The organism is Nitratiruptor tergarcus DSM 16512, from assembly GCF_027946175.1.
Lineage (GTDB): Bacteria > Campylobacterota > Campylobacteria > Campylobacterales > Nitratiruptoraceae > Nitratiruptor > Nitratiruptor tergarcus.
The window spans coordinates 178,418-205,222 of sequence record NZ_AP026671.1 but is presented as its reverse complement, the minus strand read 5'-3'; the positions used below and the strand labels follow the sequence as shown (position 1 = coordinate 205,222).

Below are 26,805 nucleotides of genomic sequence, written 5' to 3'. Positions count from 1 at the left end.
TAATTTAATGGCAATAGGAATGAAAAATAGATTAAAAATTGTTACACTGCTGCCAATATTGCTTCTTTTTATCGCATCTATAATTTCAACATGGTACTTTTTTGATAAATACCTCCAAATAAAAAAATCCAAACTATTTTTGGAAAATGCAAAATCTTTACAATCAATACTCTATGAAGTGGGAAAAGAGCGGACGCTTACTGCTATTTATCTTGCAAAAAATGAAGATAACCCAGAACTACAAAAACAGTATAAAAAAACAGATGAAGCGATAACAGAATTTAAACAGATTAGTTCCCATATCGATCCCACACTTCAAAATGCTCTTGCTATCTTACAGATAGCAAGGCAAAAAACGATAAATCGGAGCGATTCATTTAAATCGATTTTTTATGGCCTCTATACCGATTCAGTAGCTGAGCAGATACTTAATTACATATTAAAAATAAATGAAAACCAACCAAACAGCGATATCCTCCAAAAGGGATACCTCTATACTACCCTGTTACAAAGTATAGAATATAGCTCCTTAGAAGAGGGACTTGTGTCATATTATATCCTCTCACAAAAGCAATTTGACCCTCAAACTGCAACTTTGGAGCTATCATATATCCCTAAAGCTGACCTTTTTCTCAATCTCTCCAAAGTTGATCCCTTTATAGCAGCATTTACTATGAAAGTAGCACAAAATGCAAACTTTCAATCACTATATGAAAAAATAAAATCACTGCGCATCAATTTCATTGCTGGCAAGCCTATACCTTTTGATACTTGGATAAATATTAATGATCAAAAGATAGCAGCACTTTTTGACTTCACTCAACCAGCCTACAATATGCTCGCTGCACAAGTGCAAAAAAAGATGCACTTTTTTTTCATAGCAGCAATATTTTCTTTGATTGTTCTTCTCCTTTCAATAGTACTTTTTGTCTTCAACTATATTTTTGCTAAAGATTTCTCACATAATATAGAAAAACTTGAAAATCTTCTCAAAAAAGTTGCACTCTCTGAAGATATTCTCAAAACTCACAAAGATCTTGCACAAGAGATCAACCTTGATACTACAGAAGGTATCGATAAAGCTTATGAGCTCCTTGATCTTGCCCTTAAGCGTACAGAAGATGCCAAAGAGGCTGCAGAAGAGGCGAATAAAGCAAAAAGTATGTTTCTTGCCAATATGAGCCATGAGATACGTACACCTCTAAATGGTATCATGGGCTTTACCGAACTACTCAAAAATACAAACCTTTCTGAAGAGCAAAGAGATTTTGTAAATATTATTGAAAAGAGTTCAGAAAATCTTTTAGAAATTATCAATAATATCCTCGACTTTGCTAAAATCGAGAGCAATAAAATAGAGCTTGAAAGTGTTGTGTTCGAGCCAATTGCAGAGTTTGAAAATGCTGTTGAAGTATATGCACCAAAAGCAGCAGAAAAAAATATTGACCTTGCATGTTTTGTAGATCCAAAGTTAGAAAAACCTCTCAAAGGCGATCCGACAAAAATCAAAGAAGTACTCATCAATCTTATAAGCAATGCTGTTAAATTTACACCAAAAGGTGGTGAGATTGTTGTTGAGATCCGCAAACTTGGTGAAAAGGACTCTTATGCTGTCATTCAGTTTGAAGTACGAGATACAGGTATAGGTATACCAAAAGATAAAAAAGATAAAATCTTCGAAGCCTTTAGTCAAGCAGATATTTCAGTTACACGCAAATATGGTGGAACTGGTCTTGGACTTACAATTTCTAGTGAATTTGTAAAGCTTATGGGAGGAGAGCTCAAAATAGAGAGCGAAGAGAATAAAGGGAGTAGATTCTATTTTACTCTTGAGCTTGAAGAGATACCAATTTTACAAGAAAGTTATAAGGATCGTTTTTCTAGTCTCAAAGTAGCTTTTTATGCTCCTCAAGATCATCCAAAAACACAAAATAGGTTCATAGCTGAATATATGAAGTTTTTTGGTGTACAATTTTTACAAAATAGCGATATAAAAGAGATTTTAGCACAAAAAGAGCGTATTAACTTTGCTCTTATAGATTACGATTTTGCTAAAGACAAGACTATCAATAGTCTTGTGCGAGATAAAATTCCTGTTGCTCTCATTGCAAAAGTCACATATAAAAAGAAAATTGAGGAGTTTACTGGAAAAATTATCAAAAATATCTATGAGCCAGCAAATTTTACAAAACTCAAACAGCTTATTGAATACTACTTGCAAAATAGTAAAAATCTCCAACAAAAAACAGAAATTTTAGCTAGCACTGGTGCTATAAAATTTCATGCAAAAGCATTAGTTGCAGAAGACAACTCTATTAACCAAAAACTTATTAAAAAAACCCTCGAAGATTTTGGACTTGAAGTAGATCTTGCAGACAATGGGCTTGAGGCTTTGGAAAAATTCAAAACAAACAAGTATGATATTGTCTTTATGGATATCCAAATGCCTGTGAAGGATGGAGTAGAAGCTATGCAAGAGATACATCTCTATGAAAAAGAGATGCATCTTATTCCTACACCAATCATTGCTCTTACTGCGCACGCTCTCAAAGGCGACAGGGAGCGTTTTATGGAGAAAGGATTTGATGAATATATCACAAAACCAATAAACAGAAAAGATATTGAAACTATTCTCAAAGCTTTCTTGCCTGATAAAAAGTATATCCCTACCATTGAAGAAGAGCTGCAAGAAGAAAAGAGTATAAGCCAAAAAGAGTCCCAAAAAGATGAATATGACTTTGATATATTACTACTCAAAAAGAGTCCACTTGAAGCAAAACTTTTTGCAAATGTACTTAAATCTTTAGGGTATAGCGTTGATATGGCTTTAGATCTTGAAGATTTTACCAAGCGTCTAGAGAATAAGCGATATAGAGTGGCATTCATTGATAAAGAGTCTGATGAATACAATTTTCATATTTTACAGCAAATCAAAGAAAAAGCGCCTCAGACCATGTTTATCCTCCTTGTAGAACCAAGCTTTGACATCTCTACTCTTCCATCTATAGAAAAAAGTTTCTACTATGACATCTTACGCAATATCATCAAGAAAGACTTTTTCAAAAAAGAACTCGATAAACTCATGAAGAAGGAAACAACTGTATGAAACAACTCAAAGTACTCTATGTAGATGATGATATCATTAATAGAATGCTGCTGCAAAATCTTCTCAAACAAAACTCTTTGATATATGAAGCGATTGAAGCAAAGGATGGCAAAGAGGCTTTGCAAATTCTTAATAAAAACCGTGATATAGACTTTGTGTTACTTGATATCTATATGCCACAGATGAATGGTCTACAAATGTTAGAGTATATGAGAAAAGATCCGAGATTTAAAGATATACCTGTCATAATTCTTAGCACAGATGAGTCACTAAAAACAAAGGCGTTAGAGCTAGGTGCAAATGATTATATGATAAAACCGGTAAAAGAGAAAGAGCTTAAAGAAAAGATAGAGAAGTTTGGCTCTCTTACATAGTTATAAGAGAGCTTCTTTAAGTACCTCTTCGATTGTAGTTACAGGTACTATATTGAGATTTTCTACCACTTCTGCTGGGATCTCGTCCAAATCTCTATCGTAATTTTTTTTCGGAATAAGGACTTTTTTAATTTTTGCTTTATACGCTGCAATAAGCTTCTCTTTGAGGCCTCCTATAGGTAGCACTTTACCTGTTAGAGTCAGCTCCCCAGTCATTGCAACATCTGGACGAACTTTTCTTTCGCTCAAAAGCGACGCAATCGATGTAGCCATAGTTATACCGGCACTTGGACCATCTTTTGGCGTTGCACCTTCTGGAATATGGAGAAGGATATCATATCTTCTATATACTTCACTCGGATCGACTTTGATTTTTTCCTCTTTTTCTTTAAATGTTTTTGGAATGGCAGATTGATCAATTTTGATTTTTCCACTATCAATCAACACCTTTACTACGCTAAAAGCAATTGAGGCAGACTCTCTCATCACTTCACCCAGTCTTCCAGTTAGTTGCAAAGAACCTTTACCTTTGATTTTAATAGACTCAATTTTGAGCACATCACCACCAACAGCTGTCCACGCAAGACCATTAACTACACCTACTTGTGGATGTTTTTCTGCCTCTTCTATTTCAAAAACAGGCTTTTCAAGATATTTACTGAGATTTTTAAGCGTAATAGAGATTTTTTTAATTTCTGGATTCTCTAAAAGCTCTTTTGCTGCTTTTCTTACAATATCTGCAATGCGCCTACGAAGATTTCTGACACCCGCTTCTCTTGTATACTTTTCTATAATTGCTTCTAATGCGCTCTTGCTAATAGTAAGCTCACTCTTTTTAAGCCCATGTTTTCTTAGCTCTTGTGGAATAAGATAGCGCTTTGCTATCTCATACTTCTCGTTTGGTGTGTAGGAGCTGAGGAAAATAAACTCCATCCTATCGCGCAAAGGTGCGGGAATGTAGCCAATATCATTTGCTGTGGCAATGAATATAACATTGCTAAGATCAATACTGAAATTGAGATAATAGTCGCGAAAATGAGTGTTTTGCTCTGGGTCTAAAATCTCTAAAAGCACAGAAGTAGGATCTCCTCGCATACTTCGCCCAACTTTATCGATCTCATCAAGCACCATGACCGGATCCATCTCTTTAGCTTCAATAAGTCCTTGCACAATGCGTCCTGGCATTGCACCTATGTAGGTGCGTCTATGTCCACGTAGCTCATTTACATCTTCCAGTCCTCCAAGCGCAATGCGCACTAGAGGGCGCTTCAAAGCAGTAGCAATAGAGTTAGCAAGGGAGGTTTTACCAATTCCCGGAGGTCCTGCAAAACAAAGAATTGCTCCACTTCCCTTTTCTCTTTTTACACCTCGCAATTCCATAAGCTCTTTAACTGCAAAATACTCCACAATACGCTCTTTTGGTTTCTCAAGACCATAGTGATCTTTATCTAATCGCTCCTTGACCTCTTGAATGTCGAGCTTTTTTTTGGAGTATTTACCAAAAGGAACCTCCAGTACCCAATCCAGATAGGTTTGAATCACAACTGCCTCAGCACTATCTGGATGCATTCTTGCATAGCGATCTATCTGCTTTTTTATCTCTTTATATGCCTCTTCTGTGAGGTGAGGTTTGAGATTTTCAAGCTTTTTGCGGTACTCCTCTATCTCCTCTTCACGCTGCGTATCAACGCCAAGTTCTTTTTGGATCTGTTTGAGCTGCTCTTTGAGGAAATATTCGCGATTTGCTTGTTCAAGCTTAGAGCTTACTTTACTCTTAATTTCACGCTGCAATTTACTTTGCTCAATCTCTTCGCTCACTACATCAATTAAAAGCATGAGCCTCTTTTCAACATCCTCTTCGATAAACATCTCGTACGCACGGCTCTTTTTGAGTTTAAGCACAGAGCTTACCAGATCTGCAATTCGGTTTGGCTCATGATTCTCTTCGACTGTTCGTACGAGATCTTGAGGGAAAGAGCTACTGATACTTGCAAGTGTACGGATCTTTTCACGCAGCACTTCCAAAAGTGCATCTATTTTTATCTCATTGTATGGCTTTGACTCTATCACATCCACAACAGCTCTCAAAGGGGCATTTGATACCTGCTCTAAAATTTTTCCCCTTGCTAAGCCCTGAAAGAGGAGTTTCACTCTTCCATCTGGGAGATTGACTTTGCGCATAATTGAGCCAATAACACCAGCTGGATAGATAACATCAAAACTGCGTTCTCCCTCATGCCCCTCTTTTGATGGACAGACAAGTATGAGACTATTATCCCTTAAAGCAGTCTCGGCAGCTGCAATATTGGCTTCATCACTAATAAATATTGGTGAAATCATAAAAGGATACAAAAACATATCATCTTCAACAACAATCGGAAGTGTTGTTGGAAATGCACTATAATCACTTAGTTGCATATACTCCCCCTACCAGTTTATGAGATAATCATACCAACTTGTTGGCACGTCGATCTCATCTTTTTTGAGCCAGAAATTTTCTGTTTTTTTTCTATAAATCTTTGCAGCTTTACTTTTACCGCGTCTTTCGTAGAGTGAAGCTATCTCATCATTTAGCACATACTGTGCAAGATAGAGCTTTGTCAGTATTGTCTGTACAAGAGGACTATATTCACTTTTAGGATACTCTTTTGCAAATTGCAATGCTTCAGCAATCGTATCACGCAGAAGCTTTTGATCCCGATTGATATTTTTAAAAGCTAAGAATGATGCTTTGATTTTAAGAAATTTTGCAAACTCCTCTTTTTTCTTATCAGCATAGCGTTTTATATATTCATCCAGATAATATTTTGCCAAGAGATACTCTTCATTGTCCATATGTGCCTGCGCCATAATGAGCGTTGCCTCTTTGAGCAGAGGCGATGCAAAGTGCTCACTTTGTAAAGAGGTAAAATACTCATCTGCTTTATCTAGATCTCCCACACTTACATAGTGAACCATCTTTTGATACCAGTAGATATCGCTTTTGTTATATTCCAAAACATTTTTAGAAGAACATCCGATAATAAAAAAAAGTATGAATGCGTATAGTGCCAGTTTTTTCATAGACCCTCTTTCGTGGTTTTGCAAATTATAACAAAATTTGTATAGCTTTAGTATTTTTAAAAAATAAAGGAAAAAATATGCTTGCAATTATTGGATATGGTGAAATGGCAAAAGCAATTATCGCTCCACTTACAAAAGCAAAAATCCCTCTCCAAGTTGTTGGAAGAGATGAAAAAAAACTCAAAGAGATTGCATATCTGTATGGTGTAGAAACTGCATCACTAAAAAATTATGACATTACAGGTAAAGAGATACTCCTTGCTGTAAAACCTTATGCACTGCAAGAAGTAGCAAGTCAACTGCAAGGTGAAGCACAAACCCTCTACTCTATTCTAGCAGGCACCTCCATAGTAGATCTCCACATTATCCCAGCAAAACACTACATACGAGCAATGCCAAACCTTGCTGCTATTAAAGGCGCTTCTACAACAGCAATAACAGGAGATATAAAAGCTAAAGAAGAGGCAATTGCTATTTTCAAAACAATTGGAAAAGTGATTTGGGTAGAAAATGAAAAGGAGCTCGATATTGCAACTGCTGTGGCTGGAAGTGGTCCGGCATTTTTAGCTCTCGTAGCAGAAGCTATTGCAGATGGTGCAGTAAATGCAGGTATGAAAAGAGAGATGGCTTATGAGTTTGTTAAAGGACTTTTTTTTAGCTTTTCACATCTAACAGACGAACATCCTGCCATTATCAAAGACAGAGTCATGAGCCCAGCAGGAACCACTGCTGCAGGCATTAAAGCGCTAGAAGAAAAAGGCACGAGAAATGCATTTTTGGAGGCGATTATCAAAGCATATGAAAGAACAAAATCATAAGGGAGAGATGAATGAGAATATTTTTAATTACATTTTTTACTTTTTCTTTTCTTTTTGCTGCAAAGATTTCTGTAACGAAAGAGGTAAATAATACTCATCCAAGAGTAGGTGATATCGTCACTTTTACCATAACTGCTACAGGAAAAGGTAATAAAAAATTTGAAATAAGAGATGGCATTGAAACATATAAAAAAATTGCTGAATGGTATTGGGGTACAACAGCTAACGCTTTTGAATTGATGGGATATTCCACTGATAAGCCCGATGATGTATCTTGTTCTTTAGAAAATCATCATGGCAAATATGTATATTGTTTCACAAAGAAAAAGAAGAAGAATTTTACATTCAAAGTGTTTATACAGGCAAGAATAAAAAAAAGTGGTCGCCTTTGCAATAGAGTATATTATTATTATCGGCATCGGAAAAATTATGATGATACTTGTCTCGAAGCACAAAATGCAGTGAGTCAAATTACTATTTTGGATGCTTCTATACGAGAGGGTAACAATGGAATAAGAAATCTTTATTTTACTATAACAGCAAATCCTGCTCCGTCAAAAGAGCTCTCCTTATCCTATCATACAGAAGATGGCACCGCTATTTTAGATGAAGATTATCAAAAGCGCTCTGGTACTATCAAATTTTCTCGAGGGGAGACTTCAAAAACGATTTCCATCCCCATCATAGGAGATACAAAATACGAAAATAATGAAGAGTTCTATGTACAACTCTCAAATATCTCTGATAATGGAACTTTTGCAAAGAGTAGAGCAAAAGGGACTATCATCAACGATGATCAGCAAAAGAGAGATCCATTTCCAAATAACAAAACCTGTTCTATTTTCTTAAGTGCCCTTGTAACACATGAGACATTACATGTAGATGGACAACATCCCATTGTCTGCGGTGGAGATTCTATTTCGGCAAAAAATTATGATGATCCAAACAATCGACTCCAGTGTTCCTCAGATGAAAGATGTGGTAATCCGCAAAATTGTAAGAAAAAAGACCCTCCAAAAAATAAATATACTTTTCCTCTTCTCCAAAGTAGCAAAATTACTGCTATTCCATCAAATTTTCACTTTACTCTAACAGATTATAAAGACTTCACGCTCAATTCTCACAAAGTCACACTCCATTTCGATCCATCAATCAGTTATAGCGATAATAAGAGAAAATATATGAAACTTGGAAATTTTACTCTCAATGCAAACAATATTACACTTGAGTTTGAACCGGGAGATTACTATTTTGAGCAACTTTCCTTTCAAGGGAACAATATTAAAATCACTCTTCCAAAAAAAGGAATAGTGAGGATAATTATCAAAAATAGTCTTACTATCGATAAGAACAGTGTTTCAATCAATGCGGATGGAGATAGTAAGAATCTCTTAATTTATATAAATGATGATTTAAACATAAATGGAAATGGTGGAGGAGCAGGGCCAAAAATAAATGCATATATTTACGCAAAAGGTAAAATTTCCCTCAATAGCAATTCACATAATTTCCAACTACATGGAGCCCTTTTAGCTGAAAGTGATATAGATTTAGCTGGCAATAATGTACATTTTTACTATGATGGCCAGCCAAATAAATTGGGGCTTGGTGAATGTTCGAAGAGTTATTGTGAATCTCTTAATTTAGATACAGGATTTCATATTATCAATCCATTCAACGATATCAATAAAAGTATAGAGATTTTTTGTAGTGATGATAGCCCCAAAAAAGTTCTCATTGCTCTTCCTATAAAAAATAAATTTAACAATTTTATTTTCGATAAAGATAAATATAATAATAATGACTACTATCAGCTTGCAACGAATAATTCCAAAAGTTTTCATGCCATTGAAGTAGAAATAGACACATCCAAAAAGCGATTCATAGTAAAAAAACAAAATCAAAAAGAACCTGTGGATCATGGATATTATAAAATTATGGGAGACGGATTTAGCAATATTAATCTTTTGGGCTCACCTTTTGCTATTGATTGGAGCAATACGCAAATCTCTCACTGTGATCCATCAAAACTACGCAAAGCCTATTATGGACAAGCTGTCAAAATAAATACCCTCGATTATACTAATGCAAGGTGTTATATAGATCATATGGAATTAAAACTCTTGGATGATTATAACTATCTAATATTCAATAACCAAGAAGTTCTAGAAAAAACATGTAGAAAAATGGCGGAAGCAGTTCCAGAGAATGTTTTACCTTCCGAAAATATCAAAGGACACTTCTGGATTTCTCCTTTTGGACATAATAGAGAATATGACAGAACCAATATTATGGCAAAAGAGCGTCCATTTGTAGCATATTGCTGGTACCAAACAGATCTTGATTGGGTCTGGACATTTTTTCTTGCACTTGATGGAAAAAGAACAATTACGAAATATGATCTTGTAAACAAGAAAGATACCTGTTCCCAGATGGGACTTTGGCCTTTTGTCCCCAATAGAGAAGATTCATTTGAAAGGGTAAGAAAGTTTTTAGCAGAAAAAAAGAGTGAGTGGGATCACTATACAGGCACGATTCAAGAAAAGCTCCATGCCCTCTATGGCGCAAACTACTATCTTGCAACAGAACGAAATTCTCTCATATGGCCTTATGGATCTTTTGGTCTTTACTACGATGATGGTGATAGCAACCATCATGAAAGGAGTTTTAAATGGGGTGGAGAAGATGTAGGATCAGACCCTTATCATCCTGGTCCCATGAGTGGATCGCCAATGCACAATATTCCAACCATTACTACAGATTATGATCATTTAGCTAATGACAATGGTAATTCCCATAGAGACTACTACTCCTGGACAAAGACCAACTTTCCTCAATCAAAACTTAATGATAGTAGAAGAAAATACTCCAATACAGACAAAAGAGCCAACGATAACAAATATGAATACAAAGACACCATGGGATATAAAGGCTGGACAACAATCCTTGGTCATAATGATCTCAACAAAACAGATGAATGGTTTATCAGTCGCACAGGTGCAGGGCTGAATTTTGATTACTCTTCAAGGAGTTGGCCTTACTATGAGCCAAATGGAAACTACGAAGAGGGATGTTGGCTCAACTTCCTTTTTGATTCACAAGGAAGAGTAAGACACCTCGATGACTGGGGATGTAATTATCCATATTACGATTATATGTGTATGGCTGAGGATAACTATGATTTTACGAAACGTTACAAACTTATCAAAGGACCTTTTGACGTAATAGATCACAATGTTCCTGTAGGAGAGGAGTTGGCACACAAATATATCACCACAAAAGTGGTTAATAAACCCATAAAACTCGATGTTATTTTGCTTACTGATGATTTTGACGCATTAGAACCAGATAAAAACATAAGTGCAGGGATTTTTTTAGAAACTATTAAAGTAGAAAATGGAAACGAGATACCCAATGATATATGGTATTTTGGTTCATTGAAAGATTTCAATAAAACGACGGGAAGATTTGAGCTACCAGCAAGCAAATGGCCAAACGGAAATAATGTATGGCCAAAAGCATCGAAAAAGATGTTTTTCAAATTTAAATATTGTAGAAGAAACGATATGCATTGGACAGATTGTTGGAATGAAGGTATCAATGGAAAATGTAAAGAAGGAATGGAAAGTTGGTGTGCATCAGCTGATTCTGACTACTTTTCCATTAGACCTATGAGATTTTCTTTTACTATTCCTAATAGCAGTAAAATCAAAGCAGGTGTCCCTGTCGATCTCTCCTTTCAAGCTCTTACTTTTAATGGAGTGCCTACTTATGACTACAACGAGACACAAAATGGCAGTTTTACACTCGATATTACCATCGATGATCCTACGAAAAAATGTAAAATGAATAAAATAGATATTAACCCAACAATCCAATTTATCAATGGTGAAGATAATAGAACTAGCTACCAATTTCCTGATGTAGGAGTGTTTAGAGTAGTTTTGAAAGAAAAAAAGGGAGAAGAGTTTGCCAAAATCGATAGTAACGATACACAAGATGCACAACGATTAATTCAAGAATATAATAGCACTATTACAATTATTCCAGACCATTTTTCTCTTGTCTCATCAGTTCATAATTTCAATAACAACTCTTTTACCTATTTAGCTAAAAAACCAAAACTTATGTCGATGTTAATGGAAACAAATATTACAGCAAAAGCACGAGACAATACTACGACATACAATTATTCTAAAAGCTGTTATGCTAAAGATACCACTATTTCTATATCACACTCTGAAATACCCTCTCCTTTAGCCACTATAATCTCTTATGAAGAGAGTAATGAGAGTAATCTTATCCAAACGCCAACATCTGATGCTATCGTGCAAAATTTTTCAAAAAATATTTTTACAACAGATGATAACGGTTCTGCACACCTCCGTTTCCATATTAATTTCGATCGTTCTGTATCGCAACCTATTGTTCCATTTACATTTACCATTACAAAAAACATAATAAAAGATACTGATGATGTAAATGGAAGCGAACAGCCTAATCAATCAGCTAAATTCTACTACGCTCGTATTCATGCCCCCGATGCATCAGTCAATAAATTTAGTACAAATAATGCTAAAGTAAACCTCTACTATGAAGTTTACGATCCAAATAGAAGTGATCCTGCCAGTATTGAAGGAAACGAGAGCATAGACGATTTAGGATGGTATGTAAACACAGCACATACTCAAACATCTTTTGGAAAAGTCTTCAATATTTTTTATAAAAACAGCGATATTTTAAGTACTGCTAATGCACCTTTATCTAAAGCAACTCTGCAAGGCTATAGCAATGGTACACAAAAACTGCTTTTTAGCTATGATGGTAGCAAAGAGTATCCATTCAGAGCTCGCCTCGATATCAATGCATCCTCATGGCTCATCTACAATCAATTCGATGATAATGCCACAACCAATAGCTTTTCGGTTCTTTTTGTTCATCCTGGTATCTGGCATGGCGTAGGAGACTTTAAGCAAACAGATGAAATCAATAGCTCAAAAGAAGAAGAGAGAAGGATCAACTGGTGAAGCGCTCTTTTTCGCTTTTAGAACTCATTTTTGCCATTGTTGTCATATCTATCGTTATGATGGCAATTCCTGGTATTTTTACACAAACAACATCTTCTATTGAGGAGATAATCAAAAAAGAGGCTGTATTTTATGCCTATTTTCAAAATGGCAATATTCTCACATATCGATGGGATGAGAATAGTAAAATTCAAGACTACAACACCTCTTATACCGTTGCACTTAACACCAAAGGTGGAGACAACGAACTTAAAGCTACAAAAGTCAACAACCCAAACTATCGCATCGGAGCAGTTTCACGACAAATTGACCTCTCACGCTTTGCAAGTGATACATTGGGTTTGGAGAGTGGGGAGAGCTTTGCAGATGATATAGATGATTTCAATAACAAAGTTATTACAGTTAAAAAAGAGCAAGATGATTTTATTGTTGATATGAATATAAAGACTAAAATCTCCTATTTACAAGATAGTAGTGACTATACTCAAACAAATCTCTCTTTTTCTCATCTCTCTCCCTCACTTGATACGAGCTCTCTTTCCACAAATTTAAAATTGATTGAAACTAATGTCACAGATCCCCATAATAAAACAATACTTATTATGCGCGCTTTTGCATGTAATAATGGCCAGCCTATTTTACAGCATAGGATTTTCCAATGAAAAAAGCATTTACGCTCATTGAAATCATCTTTGTTATTATTATCATAGGTATTATCTCTGCTATAGGAAGCGATATTATTTTTAAAGCCTATGAAAACTATATTCTCTCTCAACATGTCTCAGAAGCTGCATATAAAACAGACTTAGCAATTGAGCAGATTGCAAAAAGACTCACCTATCGCATACGCGGGAGTGAGTCGACTCTTCAATTTGGTAATGCCTCTTATCCTCATACTCTAGCAATCACTACAAAGTATCCCATTTTACAATGGATTGGCTATGAGTGGGAGGCACGACGCGGATCTTATAATGGATCTTTTAACCAGCCAGGATGGAGTGGCTTTATAGATCTAAGTGACGCAAATACCTCCAAAGCCTCTGTAAAAACAAGAGGGAGTAGATTAGATTATGCACAAAAAATAATTCAAGCATTGCATGGCATAGATATATCGCAACATAATAATAATTGTGCTATTTTTTTCCCAGTACCAAATGCAGATGAAAGCATCTTAAAAGATTACTACTCCTCATCTGGTACAACGAATAAACTACGCATATATATAGGCAGTTCCAACGACATACTCTATTTTGAAGATACAACAAGTCCAAAAGAGATCTATGAACACTACTATCTTGCCTGTAGTGCCTATGCACTTGTTCCAGAAGGAAATCCAGGAGATTATAATCTTACACTCTACTATGACTATCAGCCTTGGATGGGGCAGACCTATAAAAATGGGAAAAAAAGCGTACTTATTACCAATTTAACAAAATTTAACTTTCGTAGACTCGATAGAGCCATAGAGCTCAAACTCTGCGCTCGCTCTGGTAAAGGCGACTACAATACAACATTTTGTTCAGCAAAGGTGGTTTTTTGATGAAAAAAGGATTGAGTATGTTAACGGCCATTATCTTTATGCTCATTATTGGTTTGATTTTATCCCTTACTATCTCTTTGCTTTCAACAAATGTCTCTAAAACTACGCAAATTTACATTTATGAACAAGCAAAACTTCTTGCACAAAGTGCAACAGATTATGCGGTTTTAGCAGCTAGTGCTCATCCAAACAATAGTTGTCTCAATGCTGTCAACTTTACATACCAAAATAGTTTCGATATTAATATAACCCTCTACTATATTGGGAGCGGACTACCAGCAGGATGTAATATGCTTGATAATAATCTTAACAACCAAGAGAGTAATAAAACTTTGATAATAGATACGAAAGTCTCTTTGCGACCAAGTTTAGCACAAGATAGTGCACCTATATCATATGTAAAAAGAACCATTCAAAAACTCTAATTTAAGTTAAAAATTGCTAAAATGTGGGAAAAAATTTGACAAAAGGATTGCAATGGATTATTTGCACGTATATGGGAAAAATTTCGAGCTCACAGACCCTATAAAGGCCTATATTAAAGATGCAGCTGACTCACTGCTCAAACTGGGTCTCGATATCACAGGTATCAATGCTACAGTCTCAGCAGATGAGCGCAATGGGAAAAAAGGTTTTACTTTTGAATTTGATATCCATGTAGCTAAAAAAGGAAATGTAGTCATCACACAAAAAGATAAAGATGTCTATGCTGCAATAGATTTGGCACTTGCTCGAGCAAAAAAGGTTCTTAGACGCTACGCAGATAAGATCAAAAATCATAAAAATATCTCACTTGAAGAGATTATGGCAGCTCCTATGCTTGAAGAGGAGATTCAAGAAGCGCTCAACTATACTGACGAAGTAGTGCCAACACCATTTGATGTAGATAAACCTATAAGTGTAGAAGAGGCAGTTGAAATCCTCAAAAACTCTAACAAATACTTCATCGTCTTTGAAGACAAAAGCGGAAAAACGCGCGTACTTTACAAAAGAACAGACGGAAAATTTGGTCTTTATTGATCAAGCAGGGCTTTTGCCCTCTCTACTATAGCTTTATCCTCAGCCATATTGAGATATTGAAACATCTTTCCACTTTGCTCTTTGCCGCTTAATATATCGCCACTTTTCCTATATTTGAGATCAAGCTCTGCTATTGCAAAGCCGTTTGTAATTTTGCTAAATTCCTGGAGCCTTTTATTGTTTTTATCATGCGTATACAAAAAGCAGTATCCCTTAAGGCCTGTGCGAGAGACACGGCCTCGCAATTGATGAAGCGTTGCAAGCCCCATATTTTCTGCTCCCACTATTACAATAGTAGTAAGTCTTGGCAAAGAGATTCCTACCTCTATCACAGTAGTTGCTAATAAGATCTTTCCCTTATCGCGAAACTCTTGCAATATCTCCTCTTTTTCTTTGTCTTTACCGTGAGTATAGTAGACTCCATCAAAGTAGCGCATCCAAAAAGAACTTGCCTCTTCTAAAGACTTATAGTTATAGTGCTCACTCTCCTCTACTATTGGGTAGACAATGAGTACTTGATGATCTTGCTCAATCTCCCTTATTATATGAGCAAGAAGTCTTTTAAAGTCCCCCTTACTAATCACTTCGGTTGTAATATCTTTTTTAAAAGGAAGCTCTTTGATAAAACTATAATCAACTAAAGCACTCTCCATCATCGCTTTGGTGCGAGGAATTGGTGTAGCGCTAAATTGAAAAAAGTGGGGACTTCCCTCTTTTGATTCCACAAGTTTTTTGAGTTTACTCCTCTGCTCTGTGCCAAATCTATGCTGCTCATCCACCATAACCACGCACGCTTTTGGAAGCTTACGATACAGCAGTGCATGCGTACCAATTATAAAGTCAAACTCCTCTAAATCTTGTTCTTTGGATTGTGAGGTTATAAGGGCAATGCGGAGTGAAGATGGTAAAAGTCTCTTTGCCTCTTGAAAAAGTTGCGTAGCTAAAATAGTTGTAGGTGCCATAAGAATTGCTCGCTTTTTGCCTGCCATATAGGCTATACCAAACATTACAAGCGATTTACCACTGCCAACATCACCGACAATCACACGCCTTGCTGCAATACTTTTAGCTAGATCACTCTTTGCATCTTCTAAAGCTTTTCTTTGATCGCTTGTTGGCGTAAAAGGGAGTTGCTCATAGAATGGCTCCAAATTGGTCTCAATTTTGCACACAGAAGGATAATAAATACGCTTAATTTTGAGTCCTTTCATATAGCGAAAAGCTTCAGTAAATTTCAGCGCTTCTAGATATTTTCCATAAAATCCACCATGGCGCTTAAATCCGCGATAAAGCTCCTCATCTGGATAGTGAATCTTGAGAAGCCTTTCGTATATATCTTCTGGAAGTCCAGTATTTTGAAGGTTCTCTTTTGTTAAGTAGTGAGATTTTAACTCTTCGAAAATATCACTTCGTATTTTTATTTTATAGGAGGGAAAAATCTTTCCCACCTTATAGTTAGCGATTTTTTGTGGCTGTATTAACTGTAGTTCACCAAAACTCTTTTTTATTTTGCCACTAATATAGAGTGTAGCACCCTCTATAAAAGTGTAATCATGATACGAAGATGTGCGAAAGAAAATGAGTGCAATCTCTTTTTGAATATTTTTAGCATACGCTTGATATTTTTGCAGCTTTTGTAACTTCTGTTTTTTTAGGATTTGCACCTCAAAAAGTTGTTCTTCGAAATCTATAAAATCTTTTATACGATAGTCGTGATAGGATGCAGGAGTAAACAAAGCCAGCTCTAAAATGTCTTTTATGCCAGCTTTGCGTAGCTTTTCGTTCATTGTGTAACGATGGAGAAACTCAGTTTTTCTATTTCACTATGTTTTTTGATGAAATCATTAAGCTCAGATAGAGTGACTTTTTCAATCTTTTTAAGCTCCTCTTTAGAATACCCAAGAGGCTTGCCAGTATAAAATTCATGAAATGCGCGACTCAGTCTTTGTGAGAGTGTCTCATTGCGTAGAGGCTCACTTCCCAGAAGAAATTTTTTCGCACTCTCCAACTCTTTTTGTGTTGCTCCTTTTGCAACAAAGTCAGCAATAACCTCTTTGACAAGTTTTTTCGCTTCATCTGCACTCTCAAGTTTAGTTTGAAGATATCCAGTAAAGTAGCTATGACTTTTGTTGATACGCGCCATAGAGTAAGCTGAATATGCTAGGCCTCTTTTGACACGAATCTCCTCCATGAGCCTGCTTCCAAAGCCACCAGTTCCTAAAATAAACATTGCCAAGCGAGAGAGATGCAAATCATCACTTGTTACCCGCTCATTATATGGACTTCCAAAATAGATATAAGCTTGCTTTGTTTCTTTCTCTTTTTGAACTATCTCTTGCTGCTTGCTACTTGCCTCATAAAAAGGCAATGGCTCGCTTTTGCCAACTGCAAGTGGTTCTAAAAGCTCTTGAATTAACTTCTTTGCCTCGGAAAACTCAAGATCTCCCCCCACTACTACAATTGCTCTTTTGAGCACCAAGTGTTTTTGCAAAAACTCTTCAATATTTTGGAGTGATATTTTTTGAATACTCTCTTGGGTTCCATCACTTGGATTTTGCAGAGGCGTACCTGCAAAGAGAATCTTTTTAAGATTGATACTTGCAATATAGTCGTAATCTTTCTTTTTGCGAGAGAGATATCCAAGTGTAGTTGTTTTCACCTGCTCTAAGGCCTTTGGAGTCAAATTTGGCTCGACAAAAATCTTTTTTACAAGCTCAATTGCGTTTTTCAACTCCTCTTTGAGAGAGCTTACTTCCATTACCATAGTCTCTACACCAGTGGTAACACTAAAACGAACTGCACGCTCTTCAAGTTTTTTAGCAAATCCTACATTACCAAGACTTTTGGTGCCTTGACTCAGCATCTTTGCACTCATTTTTGCTAGACCTGGCAGTTCCCCATCTTCAATACTTCCACTCTTTTGAAAAACTATTTGTAACCCAGCTATAGGTAAATTGGTATCCTTTTCATAAATAACTGGAATTTTTACACCTTTTATCTCAATGTGCTTTAACTCTGCACTCATCAACACCCCTTGTACTAAAAGAATAAGTAAAAAAACAAACCTCATTCATAGACCTCCAATATCTCGTAGGCCGTATTGCGCTTTGCAGGAATCTCACCGATATCTTTAATGAGTCGTATCATCTCCTCTTGGTTCATCCTGTTTTGCGCGCCTGCTGCTTTTACCACATTCTCTTCCATCATTGTTGAACCAAGGTCATTTGCACCATAAAGGAGTGCCATTTGACCTATATGGCTTCCCTGTGTTACCCAAGAAGACTGGATATTTTTAAAATTATCTAAAAAGAGCCTACTTACTGCAAGAAGCCGCAAATAGCGGTTAGAGCTTGTTTTGTGGGTTACGATTCCTTTTTTTTGTAACGCTGTATTGTGTGGCTGAAAGCTCCACATGATAAAGGCACGAAATCCACCCGTCTTATCTTGAAGATCTCTGATCTTCTCCCAATGCTCTACTATCTCTTCATCACTCTCCACTGTTCCATACATCATCGTTGCCGTTGTCTTCATTCCCACTTCATGAGCAGCTTGATGGATATCGAGCCACTCTTGGGAGCTTAGTTTTTTCGGGCTAATGATATCTCGCACCCTGTCACTTAAGATCTCTGCTCCAGCACCTGGAATAGAACTGAGCCCCTTAGCTTTGAGGCGCTGTAAAACCTCTTTGAAGCTCAGCTTGCTTACCTTAGCAATATAGCTAATCTCTACGGCACTAAATCCATGGATAGTAATCTCAGGATATTTTTTGTGGATATGCTCAACTAGATCTTCATAGTAGTCAATCTTCAGCTTTGGATGGACACCGCCTTGAAAGAGGATCTGCGTTCCACCAATTTCTAAAAGCTCCTCTATTTTTTGATCAATCTCATCATAGCTTAAAATATAGGCATCTTCGTCTTTTGACTTTCTGTAAAATGCGCAAAAATCGCAATCTACCCAGCAGATATTAGTATAATTGATATTGCGATCAACAATAAATGTGGTGATTTTTTTGGGATGCAGTTCTCTCTTTTTTGCCAAGGCCATCTGCCCAAGCTCAATTAAGTCTGCATTTTTAATTAAATCAATCGCATCTTTTTTTGATAATCTCATTCCACTCCTTCAAAAAAAGCACTCACATCCACCTCTTTGCCGATACACTCAATCCACATCTTCATATTTTGCGTATAGTTTGCATCAAATCGATACTTCTTTCCTTCCAAAACAAACCGCTCTACAACCTTGTATTCAGGCTCCACGATAAAATACTCTTTAATCCCGGCGCACTCATACAAAGCCAATTTGTCCGTTTTATCTTTGGAAGCAGTTGAGGGACTCAATACTTCAAAAATAGCACATGGAAGCTTTTCATCTTCACAAAAAAGCATCACATCTGGTTGAACTACATTGATTGGCTCTACACTGGAATCAAAACTGCATTGTAGTTTCAAATCATACGGAGCTACGCGAGGCTTGCATTTACTTTCATTGCGAAGTGTAATGGCAATATTTAATACAACATCTTGATGCTTTGCACTAGCTCCTGCCATCATGTAGATACGCCCAAATATAAGCTCTACTCGCTCTTTTGTATTCTTATCAATTTCTAGATAATCTTGATAAGCATAATGCTCAAGCTTTCTTGCTTCCATCTTTTGCCTCTTTTGCAATAGCATCCAAAACACCGTTGATAAATTTTGGACTCTGATCGGTTCCTAACTTTTTGGCTAGCTCTACTGCTTCATTGATAACAATAGCAGGATCGAGATCGGTATAGAGCAGTTCATAGCCACCTAAGCGCAAAATTGCTCGCTCTATATGCCCCACTCTTTCCATATCCCAAGACTCAAGATGTTTTTTAATCGCTTCATCGATCGCTTCAAGATGCTCTACCGCTCCTTTAAAAAGCCCCAAAGCAAACTCTCTTTGCTTATTGCGGATCTTTTTCTCTTCCAAAATATCTTCAGCAAACTTCTTAATTTCGGGATTACCTAAATCATAGGCATACAAAAGCCCAATAACCGCTTCTCGTGCTTGATGACGCGTTGCCATTAAAGCCCTTTGTAAAGATCAATTAATTCTATAAGCCCAGTCATAGCCTCAAACCCTTTATTACCAGCTTTGCTCCCTGCTCGCTCAATCGCCTGCTCAATTGTATCGGTCGTCAAGACGCCAAAAGTCACCGGTTTTTGGTATTTAAGTGTTGTATTGGCTATACCTTTGGTGGCTTCTGCTGCCACATAATCAAAATGGGGCGTTGAGCCTCTTATAATTGCTCCAAGACAGCAGACTCCATCATATTTTTGTGCTGACAATACTTTATCCAAAGCAAAAGGAAGCTCAAAAGCGCCAGGAACTAAAATAAGATCCAAATTATCTTCATCCCCTCCGTGCCGCAAAAAGGCATCTTTTGCCCCTTCAACCAATCTATCTGTGATGATATGATTGAATCTGCTTGCAATAATCGCAACTTTTTCACTTCCATCTAATCGTAGTTTTCCCTCTATAACTCTCATTTTTTCTCCTCTAAAACTGTTTTAATCTTAAAAATATCCTCTACTATTGCTTCAAGCTCACTTGGCGTAACCATATTTGGTCCATCACTCAAAGCGCATGTTGGATCATAATGAGTTTCAAAGAAAAATCCATCTACTCCAACAGCAGCTGCAGCGCGTGAAAGAGGTGCTACAAACTCTTTATTCCCGCTGCTTTTTCCTCCTGCTCCCCCTGGCATCTGCACTGCATGAGTCGCATCAAAAATAACTGGAGCAAACTCTCGCATAATAACTAAACTGCGCATATCCACTACCAAATTTCTATATCCAAAGGTTGTACCTCTCTCAGTGAGCCATATACCAGCTTTTTTACTTGATTCATAATCTGCTGTTTCAATGCCTCTAGTTTTAAGGACTTTTAAAACACTATATTTCATATCCTCAGGGTGCATAAACTGTCCCTTTTTGATATTGACGATTTTTTTTGTTTTTGCAGCAGCTACAAGCAGATCTGTTTGGCGACACAAAAATGCTGGAATCTGAATCACATCTGCTACCTCAGCTACTCTAGGCACCTGATAGCTCTCATGCACATCTGTGAGGATCTTGTAGCCAAAATCCTCTTTGATTTTAGCTAGCATCTCTAGCCCTTTTTCAAGACCTGGACCTCTGTAGCTATCAAGACTTGTTCTATTAGCTTTGTCAAAACTGGCTTTGAAATAGAAATCAATTTGCTCCGACTTATGGTATTTTTTAAGATCAGTAGCAATTATCTCTAACTGCTCTTGGCTCTCAATAACACATGGTCCTGCTATCAAAATCATGCAAACACCTTTGTAAAATCGATTGAAGCTTTGCACCCATCCCACTGCATATCTACTTTTCCATCCTTTTCAAAATATCCTAAAAGTTCAAACTTTTTGCCTTTATTGTAAAACACTTCTGCAACTTTTCGTTTTGGATTGATCACCACATAATAGTGCACACCAGCTTTTTCATAAAGTTCAAATTTGGTCGTCAAATCTTTATATGCTGTTGCTTCACTGAGCACCTCCACTACTACAGGAGGCGTTTTTGTAAAATATTGCTCTTCTGTATCTTCGCAAAATATAGCAACATCTGGCTGCACAATAGTATCCTCTTTTACTTTCCAATCAATAGGTGAAATAAATACTTCACATTCCTTACACTCCAACGTATCTATCAACTCTTTTGCTGTTCTAAGAAGTAACCGTTGATGTTTCGGATATGGTGCTGGGCTTATAGCATAAGGAATACCATCGATAAGTTCCCAACGCCCTTCCCATTTTTTATAATCTTCATACGTATATCTATCCAAAAGTTCCAGTGCAGCCATACTATTTCCTTGCTACCATTATTCCACTTATGACAATAAAGATTATACCCAAAATCTTAATAGTCTCTGGCAATGGATCGTCTAAAAAAAGAATGCCAAAAAGAATTGAAAACGCAATATTAGAATAACTCACCGCTCCTACAATTCCAGCCTTTGTTACTCCATACGCTTTTGTCATATAGATCTGAGCCAAAGTTGCCAAAAGTCCCATAGAAACAATCTCAATCCAAAGTATCCCTTGTGGCATAACAAATGAAGCAAACAAAAAATCAAGCTCCTTACTTTGTATATATGGAGCTGCAAGCATCAAAATAACCGGTCCAACAGTGCCTACTCCCATAAATGAGAGCACGATAGCCCTCGTATCATAATAACGCTTGAGCTCTCGAACACTGGTATAAGCAAGTGCTGCTCCCATACCACTTAATATGCCCAAAAGATCATACTTATCAAATGGGGTATTGAAAGGATCGGTTATGAGAACAATTCCTAAAAATCCTATAATAATAGCCATCCATTGCCGGTTATTGAGAACCTCATGTAAAAAGAGATATGCAAAAATTGCTGTCCAAATAGGTGAGGTTTTTGAATAGGTCATAGCCTCCCCTAAAGGGATATGGGCAATATCGTAAAAAAACATTAAAAGAGCTAAAAAACCGATAAATCCACGAAAGAAGAGAAGCCATGGCCTTCCTCCCTCATGTCTCATAGGTTTGTGCACTAAAGATGCACCAACTAAAAAAACTCCAAAAACATTTCTAAAAAAGACCACTTCTAAACTTGGTAGATTTTGACTTAAAAGCTTGGCAAACACACCCATACCAGCAAAGAGGAGTGAAGCAAAAAGCATATACAAAACACCCTTATCAATCCTACTCACGCACCTCCTTTTTTACCAAAATCCCTTTCACATCCCCAAAAAAGATCACATCTTTTAAAAGTCCTCTTTTTGCGATATTATCTTTGCCCAATACCACATACAGTTGCCCCTCTTTGCTAGCAAAGATCTTTTGATAGAGTTTCACCGCAAGATAGAGTCCATCAACTTTTAGAAGTTTTTGGATTTTAGCCCTCTCTTTTCCTTGCAAAATTTTCACATCAATCTTGCCATCTTGCTCAGATCCTCCTACAGCTTGAAACCTATATAGGTTTTGATTAGGGCGTAGATAGAAATGAAGATTGTAATAGAGTGTTAAAACATCATTCTTGGTAAAATAGGACAAAATCTCTTTGTTGCGTGTATGAAATACTCCATACTTTTCTTTATCTGTCAAAAGTGTTATTGTTTTCTTTTCATAATCAAATATATACTTTTTAAAATCTCTTCTTTTGGAAGTTTGCTTAAGTCGATAAAAAATTTTTGGTTTTAAAATACCCTCTTTGGTGACAGTTCCTTGGCTCCCATACTCCTCAACCCTATTATTTGCAAAGACTTTTGCAATTCCTGCTGCTTTTGCTTTGATAGAAATTGCATAATTGGTAGCATTACTCTCAAAATGGGCATACGCTTTTCCAACTGTTCCAAAAAGTCCAAATGTAACTTTATACTCAGCATCAACTGTTTTTGCATAAACTGATACAATGCAAAGAAAGAGGAGAAAAAAACGCATAATCCCACTTTTTTGATAAAATTGTAACAAAACTTTATAAAAGAGCAGTGATGCTAAAACAGATCTTTTCAATACTACTACTTGGACTTAGCCTTTTTGCCTTTGATATTAACGCTTCTATAGAAGGGCAAAACGATCCAAAAGTTTTTGAAAAACTTTTGCAAGACCTCAATAAATCATCACCAGATTACAAACTGCAGCAAACGCTCATTAAAAAGATTATTGATACGCTTCAATCTAAGCCAAAACTTTTGCAAGATGACGATTTTCAAATCAAATCAAACAGTAATTTTATTCAAACATATAAAAAAATCACAGATCTCATAGCACAAGCCTATGCAACAAAAGAGACTATCCACAATATCAAAGACCAATTAGACGATATAGAAGAGAATTTAAAAGATGATCCAAATAATCCAACACTCAAGCTCGAAAAGATCTACTACCAAAAACAGCTACAAAAAAATCAAAATTTCATTGATACAGTACTCAAATCCTATCCTCAATGGCTTGATAGGCTCCTTGCTAAAATCAAATTTATAGATTTTCAAAAAACAAACAAAATAAAAATAGAAAAAACAGAAAAAGGCATCGCATATATCGAAAAGAAAATAAATAAACTCTCCATAGAAAAAGAGCGTTGGCAGATTTTAGAAAATCAAGATAAAGTTGCATATTTGCAAAAACTCATCAACTACCAAAATAGGAAAAAAGAGAAACTTATCGATCAGTGGCTTACATACAATTTAAACACATTCTTTTACTATCTCAAAAAGCACTCAACCAAAGCAATCGACATAGCCGAACAGATAAAAAACTATATCACGCAGCATGCAACAAATAAGTATCTGAGCAATGCAATAGAGACAACAATGATCTATATGCTCAATAAAAAGGTTGGTGATTGGAAGATAAAATTTGCCCAAATTAAAAAAGAGATCATACTTTTTGCTACTACAAACACATTTTTAGGTATGCCTCTATATAAGTTTGCTGAGGGATTTGGAATATTCTTGCTTTTTTTAGTTTTTCGTAGAGTTTTTACCTTTATTGTACTGAGAGTCGTTCATAAATTGGCAAAACTTACTACTACAACATTTGATGATAAGCTTCTTAAAGTCATAGAAGGGCCACTTAAATTTGCGTTTATTATTGTAGGGCTCTATTTTGCTTTTATTGTAATGGATATTGAAAATGCAATTTTTAATAAAACAATACAATCTTTAATACTTTTTGAGATTTTTTGGATCTTTTACAATATGGTACAAGTTTTAGATGAGACAATTTATAAATTTGCTAAGCGATTTGGAAGAGAGCTTTACCGTGAGATTGGTGCTTTTTTCATAAAAACATTGAAGATTTTTATCCTTGCTATTGGGCTTGTTTCCATTTTACAAGTTTGGGACATCAATGTAAGCGCCTTTTTAGCTTCCCTTGGACTTGGTGGTTTAGCTTTTGCACTCGCAGCAAAAGATACAGCAGCCAATCTTTTTGGAGGGCTTAGTATCTTAGCCGATCGTGCACTTAAAATCGATGATTGGATCAAAGTGGGCAATGTAGAAGGAACAGTGGAAGATATAGGTCTGCGCACCACAAAGGTAAGAACCTTTGAAAAATCGCTTGTGACTGTTCCAAATCAGATGATTGCGAACAATCCTATAGAAAATTTTTCCAGGCGTAATATCAGACGTATCAAGATGCGCATAGGTCTAGTCTACTCCACAACACATGAGCAGATGCAAGCGATTGTTGAAGATTTGAGAAATATGCTAAAATCCCATCCTGGAATTGCAAAAAACGCAACCCTTTTGGTCAATTTTGATGAGTTTGAAGATAGTAGTCTAAGCATCTTTATCTACTGCTTTACCAATACCGCCAATTGGGCTAAATATTTAGAAATCAGAGAAGATGTCAATCTAAAAATTATGGAAATTGTCAGCAAACATGGAAGCGACTTTGCATTTCCAAGTGAATCACTTTATATAGAAAAATTACCGGAAAAAGAATGAAAAAGATAGCAATTATAGGAAAACCAAACGTTGGCAAAAGCAGTCTGTTCAATAGAATCTTAAAACAGCGGGATGCAATTGTGAGTGAAACAGAGGGTACAACAAGAGATGTAAAGCGGCGTATTGCGCAGATTGGCCAAAAAGAGGCTGAAATTTTAGATACCGGAGGCATTGAAGAGAGAGATGAGCTTTTTGAAAAAGTAAAACAAAAAAGCCTCGAAGCTGCCAAAGATGCCGATATCATCCTATACATGGTAGATGGCAAAAAACTTCCTGATGAAGAGGATAAACAGATCTTTCGATCACTGCAAAAACTTGGCAAAAAAATTGCTCTTGTTGTCAACAAAATCGATAACGACAAAGAAGAAGAGAATGTCTGGAACTTCTATGAGTTTGGCACACAAGATATCTTTCCCATCTCAGTCAGTCACAATCGAAAAGTAAAAAGGCTGCTCGATTGGGTAGAGAGCCAGCTTCCAAAAAAAGAGACCATAGAGTTACAAATTGACGAAGAGCCAGATTTTGATGAGCTGTTAGCTATCAATGAGGGAGAGAAAAAGCAAGAAGAATCGAATGAAATCAATGTAGCGATTCTTGGACGCGTCAACGTTGGAAAAAGCTCTTTGTTAAATGCCCTCCTCAAAGAGGAGCGCTCCATTGTGAGTGACGTTGCAGGAACAACTATAGATACGATTGATGAGAGTACTCTTTATAATGATAAAGTTATAACCTTTATCGACACAGCAGGAATAAGAAGAAGAGGAAAGATTGTAGGGATTGAGAAGTATGCCCTCAATCGCACCCAAAAGATGCTTGAGCGTGCTGATGTGGCGCTTTTGGTTTTGGATGCAAGCAAAGGAATCACTGAGCAGGATGAGAGGATCGCCGGCTATATCGATAAATACAAGCTAGCATGTATAATCGTGCTTAATAAATGGGATATTGCCCAAAAAAGTTATGAAGAGTCTATCAAAGAGGTGCGAGATAGGTTTAAATTTTTAAGCTATGCACCTATTATTACACTCAGTGCAAAAACAAGAAAACGTGTAGATAGACTTTTTGAGCTGATTTTAAAAGTCTATAAAAACTACTCTACCTGGATTCCAACAGGACAACTCAACCGTGTTATAAAAGAGGCACAAATTCGCCATCAAATCCCTTCATACAAAGGAAAACCGGTTAAAATACTGTATGCAACACAGTATGATACAAAACCACCAAAAATTGCCCTTATTATGAATAGACCTGAAGGCTTGCACTTTAGTTACAAACGCTATCTTGCAAACGTCTTGAGAGAAAATTTTGATTTGGAGGGCACTCCTATTATTCTTCGTCCAAGAAAACGGGGTGAGAGAGATGAACATATTGAAGAAGAAAGCTATTAAA

22 protein-coding genes are annotated in these 26,805 nt (G+C 36.4%); 10 read left to right on the top strand and 12 right to left on the bottom strand.

Annotated elements, in window-relative coordinates; genetic code table 11:
* Window positions 1–7: 7 nt before the first annotated feature.
* Both NITER_RS01085 and NITER_RS01080 read left to right on the top strand, forming a co-directional pair.
* Window positions 8–3,106, top strand: coding sequence for an ATP-binding protein (locus NITER_RS01085; protein WP_084276474.1), 3,099 nt, complete (start codon window positions 8–10; stop codon window positions 3,104–3,106).
* Window positions 3,103–3,480: a response regulator gene (locus NITER_RS01080; protein WP_084276475.1), complete on the top strand. Its 378-nt coding sequence runs from the start codon at window positions 3,103–3,105 to the stop codon at window positions 3,478–3,480. Before NITER_RS01085 ends, NITER_RS01080 begins: the two co-directional genes overlap by 4 nt.
* Here the strand turns inward: NITER_RS01080 and lon are convergent, their stop codons facing one another.
* Together lon and NITER_RS01070 are read right to left on the bottom strand one after the other, a co-directional pair.
* Window positions 3,481–5,898 carry an endopeptidase La gene (lon, locus tag NITER_RS01075; protein WP_084276476.1) on the bottom strand — a complete coding sequence of 806 codons (2,418 nt, stop codon included), beginning with the start codon at window positions 5,896–5,898 and terminating at the stop codon, window positions 3,481–3,483.
* Between the two features lie 9 nt (window positions 5,899–5,907).
* The gene (locus NITER_RS01070) at window positions 5,908–6,543 is read right to left on the bottom strand and encodes an outer membrane protein assembly factor BamD (RefSeq protein WP_084276477.1); all 636 of its coding nucleotides are present in this window, start codon (window positions 6,541–6,543) and stop codon (window positions 5,908–5,910) included.
* 77 nt (window positions 6,544–6,620) lie between these two features.
* Here NITER_RS01070 and NITER_RS01065 point away from each other — a divergent pair, with 77 nt between their 5' ends.
* The 6 genes from NITER_RS01065 to hpf are packed head-to-tail and all read left to right on the top strand — an operon-like array spanning window position 6,621 to window position 14,948.
* Entirely contained in the window at window positions 6,621–7,361 is a 741-nt protein-coding gene (locus NITER_RS01065; protein ID WP_084276478.1) for a pyrroline-5-carboxylate reductase, read from the top strand.
* 11 nt (window positions 7,362–7,372) lie between these two features.
* Entirely contained in the window at window positions 7,373–12,388 is a 5,016-nt protein-coding gene (locus tag NITER_RS01060; RefSeq protein WP_084276479.1) for a Calx-beta domain-containing protein, read from the top strand.
* Complete coding sequence (locus NITER_RS01055; protein WP_084276480.1) at window positions 12,385–13,050, top strand: prepilin-type N-terminal cleavage/methylation domain-containing protein; 666 nt, start codon at window positions 12,385–12,387, stop codon at window positions 13,048–13,050. Before NITER_RS01060 ends, NITER_RS01055 begins: the two co-directional genes overlap by 4 nt.
* A complete protein-coding gene (locus tag NITER_RS01050; RefSeq protein ID WP_084276481.1) occupies window positions 13,047–13,928 on the top strand; it encodes a prepilin-type N-terminal cleavage/methylation domain-containing protein in 882 nt (293 codons plus the stop codon). The genes NITER_RS01055 and NITER_RS01050 overlap by 4 nt, the downstream gene beginning before the upstream one ends.
* The gene (locus tag NITER_RS01045) at window positions 13,928–14,353 is read left to right on the top strand and encodes a hypothetical protein (protein ID WP_084276482.1); all 426 of its coding nucleotides are present in this window, start codon (window positions 13,928–13,930) and stop codon (window positions 14,351–14,353) included. Before NITER_RS01050 ends, NITER_RS01045 begins: the two co-directional genes overlap by 1 nt.
* Before the next feature lie 52 nt (window positions 14,354–14,405).
* A complete protein-coding gene (hpf, locus tag NITER_RS01040) occupies window positions 14,406–14,948 on the top strand; it encodes a ribosome hibernation-promoting factor, HPF/YfiA family (RefSeq protein WP_084276483.1) in 543 nt (180 codons plus the stop codon).
* Here hpf and recG read toward each other — a convergent pair.
* Genes recG through NITER_RS00990 form a run of 10 tightly spaced genes read right to left on the bottom strand, consistent with a single transcriptional unit; the run spans window position 14,942 to window position 23,410 of the window.
* Window positions 14,942–16,735, bottom strand: a complete 1,794-nt coding sequence (gene recG / locus NITER_RS01035; protein ID WP_084276484.1) for an ATP-dependent DNA helicase RecG — start codon at window positions 16,733–16,735, stop codon at window positions 14,942–14,944. The two genes, hpf and recG, sit on opposite strands and share 7 nt — an antisense overlap.
* Window positions 16,732–17,973, bottom strand: coding sequence for a M16 family metallopeptidase (locus tag NITER_RS01030; protein WP_084276485.1), 1,242 nt, complete (start codon window positions 17,971–17,973; stop codon window positions 16,732–16,734). The genes recG and NITER_RS01030 overlap by 4 nt, the downstream gene beginning before the upstream one ends.
* Window positions 17,974–18,014: 41 nt before the next feature.
* The gene (locus tag NITER_RS01025; RefSeq protein WP_084276486.1) at window positions 18,015–19,061 is read right to left on the bottom strand and encodes a dehypoxanthine futalosine cyclase; all 1,047 of its coding nucleotides are present in this window, start codon (window positions 19,059–19,061) and stop codon (window positions 18,015–18,017) included.
* The gene (locus NITER_RS01020; protein WP_159445339.1) at window positions 19,058–19,600 is read right to left on the bottom strand and encodes a Uma2 family endonuclease; all 543 of its coding nucleotides are present in this window, start codon (window positions 19,598–19,600) and stop codon (window positions 19,058–19,060) included. Before NITER_RS01020 ends, NITER_RS01025 begins: the two co-directional genes overlap by 4 nt.
* Entirely contained in the window at window positions 19,581–20,000 is a 420-nt protein-coding gene (gene nusB, locus NITER_RS01015) for a transcription antitermination factor NusB (RefSeq protein ID WP_084276488.1), read from the bottom strand. The genes NITER_RS01020 and nusB overlap by 20 nt, the downstream gene beginning before the upstream one ends.
* Window positions 20,000–20,464: a 6,7-dimethyl-8-ribityllumazine synthase gene (gene ribH / locus NITER_RS01010; protein ID WP_084276489.1), complete on the bottom strand. Its 465-nt coding sequence runs from the start codon at window positions 20,462–20,464 to the stop codon at window positions 20,000–20,002. Before ribH ends, nusB begins: the two co-directional genes overlap by 1 nt.
* Entirely contained in the window at window positions 20,461–21,267 is an 807-nt protein-coding gene (gene kdsA, locus NITER_RS01005; protein ID WP_084276490.1) for a 3-deoxy-8-phosphooctulonate synthase, read from the bottom strand. Before kdsA ends, ribH begins: the two co-directional genes overlap by 4 nt.
* Complete coding sequence (locus NITER_RS01000) at window positions 21,264–21,800, bottom strand: Uma2 family endonuclease (RefSeq protein WP_084276491.1); 537 nt, start codon at window positions 21,798–21,800, stop codon at window positions 21,264–21,266. Before NITER_RS01000 ends, kdsA begins: the two co-directional genes overlap by 4 nt.
* A gap of 1 nt (window position 21,801) precedes the next feature.
* Complete coding sequence (locus tag NITER_RS00995; RefSeq protein ID WP_197685340.1) at window positions 21,802–22,680, bottom strand: DMT family transporter; 879 nt, start codon at window positions 22,678–22,680, stop codon at window positions 21,802–21,804.
* Entirely contained in the window at window positions 22,673–23,410 is a 738-nt protein-coding gene (locus tag NITER_RS00990; RefSeq protein WP_143779655.1) for a DUF3108 domain-containing protein, read from the bottom strand. Before NITER_RS00990 ends, NITER_RS00995 begins: the two co-directional genes overlap by 8 nt.
* A gap of 50 nt (window positions 23,411–23,460) precedes the next feature.
* Between NITER_RS00990 and NITER_RS00985 the strand changes: the two genes are divergently transcribed.
* Together NITER_RS00985 and der are read left to right on the top strand one after the other, a co-directional pair.
* Window positions 23,461–25,419 (top strand): mechanosensitive ion channel family protein, encoded by a 1,959-nt coding sequence (locus NITER_RS00985; protein ID WP_231988954.1) that lies wholly within the window; start codon window positions 23,461–23,463, stop codon window positions 25,417–25,419.
* Complete coding sequence (der, locus tag NITER_RS00980; protein ID WP_084276493.1) at window positions 25,416–26,804, top strand: ribosome biogenesis GTPase Der; 1,389 nt, start codon at window positions 25,416–25,418, stop codon at window positions 26,802–26,804. Before NITER_RS00985 ends, der begins: the two co-directional genes overlap by 4 nt.
* Window position 26,805: the final 1 nt, after the last annotated feature.

Coding starts and splice junctions, on each gene's coding strand:
- NITER_RS01025 (WP_084276486.1), bottom strand. CDS start 19,061: ATGAGATTATCAAAAAAAGATGCGATTGATTTAATTAAAAATGCAGAC.
- NITER_RS01050 (WP_084276481.1), top strand. CDS start 13,047: ATGAAAAAAGCATTTACGCTCATTGAAATCATCTTTGTTATTATTATC.
- kdsA (WP_084276490.1), bottom strand. CDS start 21,267: ATGATTTTGATAGCAGGACCATGTGTTATTGAGAGCCAAGAGCAGTTA.
- hpf (WP_084276483.1), top strand. CDS start 14,406: ATGGATTATTTGCACGTATATGGGAAAAATTTCGAGCTCACAGACCCT.
- NITER_RS01080 (WP_084276475.1), top strand. CDS start 3,103: ATGAAACAACTCAAAGTACTCTATGTAGATGATGATATCATTAATAGA.
- NITER_RS01065 (WP_084276478.1), top strand. CDS start 6,621: ATGCTTGCAATTATTGGATATGGTGAAATGGCAAAAGCAATTATCGCT.
- NITER_RS01045 (WP_084276482.1), top strand. CDS start 13,928: ATGAAAAAAGGATTGAGTATGTTAACGGCCATTATCTTTATGCTCATT.
- NITER_RS01020 (WP_159445339.1), bottom strand. CDS start 19,600: ATGGAAGCAAGAAAGCTTGAGCATTATGCTTATCAAGATTATCTAGAA.
- NITER_RS01000 (WP_084276491.1), bottom strand. CDS start 21,800: ATGGCTGCACTGGAACTTTTGGATAGATATACGTATGAAGATTATAAA.
- NITER_RS00990 (WP_143779655.1), bottom strand. CDS start 23,410: ATGCGTTTTTTTCTCCTCTTTCTTTGCATTGTATCAGTTTATGCAAAA.
- NITER_RS01085 (WP_084276474.1), top strand. CDS start 8: ATGGCAATAGGAATGAAAAATAGATTAAAAATTGTTACACTGCTGCCA.
- lon (WP_084276476.1), bottom strand. CDS start 5,898: ATGCAACTAAGTGATTATAGTGCATTTCCAACAACACTTCCGATTGTT.
- der (WP_084276493.1), top strand. CDS start 25,416: ATGAAAAAGATAGCAATTATAGGAAAACCAAACGTTGGCAAAAGCAGT.
- NITER_RS01060 (WP_084276479.1), top strand. CDS start 7,373: ATGAGAATATTTTTAATTACATTTTTTACTTTTTCTTTTCTTTTTGCT.
- NITER_RS01070 (WP_084276477.1), bottom strand. CDS start 6,543: ATGAAAAAACTGGCACTATACGCATTCATACTTTTTTTTATTATCGGA.
- NITER_RS01030 (WP_084276485.1), bottom strand. CDS start 17,973: ATGAGTGCAGAGTTAAAGCACATTGAGATAAAAGGTGTAAAAATTCCA.
- ribH (WP_084276489.1), bottom strand. CDS start 20,464: ATGAGAGTTATAGAGGGAAAACTACGATTAGATGGAAGTGAAAAAGTT.
- NITER_RS00985 (WP_231988954.1), top strand. CDS start 23,461: ATGCTAAAACAGATCTTTTCAATACTACTACTTGGACTTAGCCTTTTT.
- nusB (WP_084276488.1), bottom strand. CDS start 20,000: ATGGCAACGCGTCATCAAGCACGAGAAGCGGTTATTGGGCTTTTGTAT.
- recG (WP_084276484.1), bottom strand. CDS start 16,735: ATGAACGAAAAGCTACGCAAAGCTGGCATAAAAGACATTTTAGAGCTG.